General features: G+C 61.2%; 2 protein-coding genes and 1 pseudogene. 2 read left to right on the top strand and 1 reads right to left on the bottom strand.

Going from position 1 to position 4,661, the window contains the following annotated elements; all coding sequences use genetic code 11:
• A pseudogene (locus ACZ4NT_RS38720) lies at nt 1-205 on the top strand (IS5/IS1182 family transposase); the annotation flags it as partial.
• An 82-nt stretch (nt 206-287) separates the two neighbouring features.
• Here ACZ4NT_RS38720 and ACZ4NT_RS38715 read toward each other — a convergent pair.
• The gene (locus tag ACZ4NT_RS38715) at nt 288-3,161 is read right to left on the bottom strand and encodes an ATP-binding protein (protein ID WP_467730109.1); all 2,874 of its coding nucleotides are present in this window, start codon (nt 3,159-3,161) and stop codon (nt 288-290) included.
• 1,120 nt (nt 3,162-4,281) lie between these two features.
• Between ACZ4NT_RS38715 and ACZ4NT_RS38710 the strand changes: the two genes are divergently transcribed.
• The coding region (locus ACZ4NT_RS38710; protein WP_467730107.1) for a helix-turn-helix domain-containing protein at nt 4,282-4,661 on the top strand (380 nt) is incomplete at its 3' end.

Genomic DNA, 4,661 nt, shown 5'->3' with positions numbered 1-4,661 from the left:
GCGATCTCGCCGGCCCGGCGGCCGCGCAAGGACACCGTCTACATCGTCGACGGAAACGTTGGTGCCCACCCGCGACCGCAACGTCGCGGCCTCGAACAAGAACTATCGGTACTCGACCAACCTGGCGGTCATCGACGCCAACAGCCGCCTGGTCGTGGCGATCGGCCTGCCACTGCCCGGGAGCCGCAACGACTGCCAGGCGTTCACTTAAGTCGATGTAGGCTCGACCCTTGCCAGGTCAAAGACCTCGCCACCTCTCTTCCATGGTGCGCGACTCAATGCGGACGTCAGGAAGCAGAGCCCGAGGCGAGGGCGGCGGCGATGTCGTGTCGGCTGGTGACGCCTAGCTTGCGATATGAGTTGCTGAGGTGCGTTTCTACGGTCTTAGGAGTGATGAAGAGGTGCTGGGCGATATCGCGGTTGGTCTGCCCCGCCGCTGCCAGATCTGCGACGCGACGCTCGCTGGGGGTAAGAGCCTCTACCCCTGTCATCGCTACGCGACGGGGACGACCTCCAGCGGCGTGCAGTTCGGCCTGGGCTTGATCGAGTACTAGCTTTGCACCCAAATGGGCAGCGATGTCACAAGCCTGGGCCAGAGGTTGGCGGGCGGCAAGGCTCTCCTTGTTAACATGCAAAGTAATACCCAGGTCGACCAGAGCTTTGGCGTGCTCCAGCTGGGCGGCGGACGGTGCAAGTTCTGCCAGTGCCTTACGCAGCAAGGCCAGGCCCTCCTCGCCTCCACGGACGACGCCCGCTATCCGTAGTGCCCGACCCAAGGCGCGAGGCATACCCCATCGTCGGGCCAGTTTCAACTCCTTGTCGGCGTATTCCACGGCCTTTGCCTGATCGCCTAGCGCCTTGTGGCAGAGAGCCGCTTGGGACATCCACGGGCACACTGCCGGGTTCTGGCCTCCAAGAGCCGCGTAACGCTCTCCCGCTGCAAGTGTCAAAGCCAACGCTTGCTCGAACTGGCCTTTGAGGCGCAGGAGTTTTGCGGCGCTGTAGGTGAGAAGGAAGTATGCCGATGCTGATGTAGCGTCAACTTCGTCCAACAGGGCTTGTGCTTCGTCGAGGCGCCCACCCTCTATCAGAGTTTGAGCTCGATAGCTCACGACAAACGGGACCCCGATCTCGAGTTTTGATGCAGTCACGGCTGTTAGTGCAGTGGCGAGATCACTTTCGGCTTCCGCTAGTTGGCCTCTTTGAAGCCAGCCGAGTCCTCGGAAGCAGTAAGCGGGCGCTATAGCTCTTGCTGATCCGCGTTGATGCGCGTATTGAACCGCCTCGTCGAGGCTGCTCATTACTTCATCGGCATCGGCGGCTTGGAGTGTAATCCATGCGCAGGCCAGGGGACTGTCGCCACTAGCCTGTTGGATCAAGGTACCGTCACTTAGCGCCCGGCGGGCGCGAACCACTGCAGATGGATCTGCGGCATAGGCATCATGCAGCGCGATGAGGCAATCTAGCTTGCGACCGCCGAGGCTTTCGTCGGCCGGCCACTTCCGCAGCTCAGACAAGCGTTGCAAAGCGTAGTGCGCCTGGGGGTCGAAGAACGAGATGTTGATGATATCCGCCTCCAGCGTGCGCCGAAGGCTGATCTCGTCGTTGGGCAAACGAGTCAGGCTGGAGCTCCACACTTCGAACGCCTCACGGCCCTTACCGAGGTACAGCAGCGCATGTCCGAGCATCTCGGCGATCTCGGCTCGCTTATGATCGTCGAGCGCTAGGGCGAGCGCCTCGTTGAGATAGTCCGCGGCACCGGGCATGTCCACTTGCTGGGCAGCGGTGCCCAGGCGAACGAGCAGGTCGAGTCGCTCAGCGTCTGTGTGCGGCTGGTGTATGTAATGGCGCAGGTAGGCGTAGGCCGCTTCGGGATAGCCGCGGTTCATGGAGATGTCAGCGGCTCGACGCAGGGCTTCGGCGGCTGCGCTCTTGGCCGTCCGTGGCGGAGCTTTGAGTAGGTGAGCTGCGATCTGTTCGGCTGGGGCACCGGCCTCGGCAAGTACGTCTGCGACTCGCGCATGCATTAGCTGGCGCTCAGTAGGGCTCATACTTTCTGCCACCGCAGCTCGGACCAACGGGTGCACGAAGTCAAACCTGGTTCGCGGATCTGCAGTGCTCCAGGGTCGGACCCTGATCATGTCGACTCGCTCGAGCTCGCTCATGGCCCGTGCTGCCGCTTGTGCAGACAGGTTCGCCACCCCTGCCGCCCACTCCAGGGCGGCTCCTTCTTCGAACACCGCAGCTGCTCTGGCCAACCGGCTGCTGTCCTCGCCAACTTCCGCCAAGCGAAGTTCCACCCGGTGGGTGACGGCTTGCGGGCCGATCTCCTTCACCGCCGCGGAATTTCCCGTCACCGGTCGTAGTCCCTCATTAGCCAACGTGCCGGCTAGCTCTGTCAAAAGTAAAGGATTGCCCTCTGTCGCCTGCTGGCATACCTCCGTGAATCCATCTTCCGGCTGCCGTCCGAAGATCTTTTGCAGCAACTGCCCTGCCGCTAGGCGACTCAACGCGGCCGGATGCATCACCCAACATTGGCTATCCGACGTCAGCAGCCCCAACAGGTACTCGCGGGCACCCGCTTCCCTAGGCCGCATCCCCCCGACCATCGCCATCGGGAGACCTTCCATGCGCGGCAACAGGTGCAGCAAAAATCTTAGCGATGCCGCATCCATCCAGTGCAGATCGTCCACCACTATCAGTACCGGACCCGCCTGACAAATATTACTTAGGAGCCAAAACAGGCCGTGGTACAGCGAGAAGTCACCAAGCTCCTGATCGAATATTTTACCCTTGGTTACAGTGCCAGTGAAGAGGCTGGCTGCCTGTCCAGCAGTTCCCGAAAGTAGCTTTGCTCGTTCTAGCGCTCCCGCCTTTTCCAAGACCGGTTGAAATAGCTGCCTAGCCCCCTCGAAAGTAAAGTCCTGCTCCAGCTGCACCCCCCGTGCCCGCAGTACCTGGACGCCAGTGCGAGCCGCATGATCTTGTGCTGCCACCAGTAACTGTGTCTTACCAATGCCAGCAGGCCCTTCCACGACCACAACCCGGCCGCGGCCAGCAGAACCTGGTGCGTCAGTCACGAGGGTACTAACCATGCCGGTCAGTACACCTAGCTCGTTCTCACGCTCCAGGAGCCCTTTGCCAACCTCAGCTGTTGCCACCCCACCAGTCTGCCTGCGATGGCGCGTCTGTTCAACGGGGGTGGGACGCAGCACGGTCCCATGTGGCTAGGGCTGTCACGCTCCAGGCCGAAACGGCGGACTGCAAGTAGTCTCCGCTGATCTTGCTGACAGGGTCGAATCTAGATCGGGAGACATGAGCCAGCAGAGCTAGCAGCCCAAGATGAACTTAAATCTGATGGGCTAAGACCTTCAAGTGGCCACGGTCTGCTGTCTATTAACTGGCTTGATATGGGAACGAGTTGGCCCATCCTGGCCTATGGAGAGCCGCAATGACCGCCTCGCGCCACGCAGGGCAGAGTGATCCACCGCTTCGTCGTTGAGTGCTCCGCTGCCTTGATCTGTCTCGCTTCAGGTCGGAAGTCCGCGCACTGCGCCCGCTGCCATGATGTGACGTACGACCGTTCGGAGATGGGATCAGGCGTCAGACCACCTTGAGGACTGAGTACAGTCTGCTCACCTCGCAGCTCCGCGGGCGAGTAATTCTGGAGTGACGGAAATCTCCGCTTGCGGATATCCACGTAGGAGTCTTCGTAATGGTGAGTTGCCCACGCCATCAGCACCCCACATGCGTCTGTGGGTTTTCCAGCAGAACCATGGAATCTCTATTCCTGTCACTCATGGAGAGGAACTATTCCATTGCGGAGGATCGGGCTCTTTCTGGCATCGCTAATTGTGAAGAATGGTCAAATGTTGACATTAGTGATCTAGAGTGAAATATCGCGAGTGACTTTTCGCTCGCTGAAATCCCGTCGTGCGGGCGACCGTTACACGGGGTAGTGCCACATCAAGCGGCGTTTGCCTTGGCGTGATCAGGGCGTGGCTTCGGTCTGTCCTGGGCAAGGGGCGTCCGGCTGGGGGAGGGGGCGACAGAACGAGTACGCACTCGGACGTCGTGACCTTGCTCGAGTCTCCATGCGGTGATCCGGATGGTAGGGCGGCGGAGTTGGAGTGGTTGTTCGGGCGGGTTGCCGAGCGGCTTTCGTGTCCCCTGCTATACGCCACCGGCTGTGGTGGGCCCTGGTGGACCGGGAGTTGTATCTGCCCAAGGCTTACGAGTTGGTGCGTGATAGCGGATGGGCATGCTCTGCTGGTGAGGGGTATGGCTGACCGTTCGGTGTTGACGCATCCGTTGTTCACGGGGATTTCGACAGCTCATCTGTCGTCTTTGGTCGGGGAGTTGGCCAGAGGGTGGGTGGTCGGGCTTGAGGGGCGTCGGTTTCAGGCGAGGGGCGGGGCGAGGAAGCGTGCACCGGGTGCCGGTGCCCGGCATCAGCTGGTCTTCGTGGATTGGCTGACAGCCACGCTCATCCACCTGCGGCACGACCTGCCACACGCGGTCCTGGGTGTGCTGTTCGGCGTCGATCGCTCAACCATCACCCGTGCTGTCGGTGAGATCCGCCGACTGCTCGCGGGCCGGGGCTTTGCTGTCCCCGACCGTCCTGGTCTGCGGCTTCGTACCCTGGAAGATGTGTTCGCCTA

Source organism: Streptomyces sp. NPDC026417 (assembly GCF_055567695.1).
The sequence above is the reverse complement of the archived record's forward strand: the minus strand, read 5'-3'. Positions and strand labels throughout refer to the sequence as shown.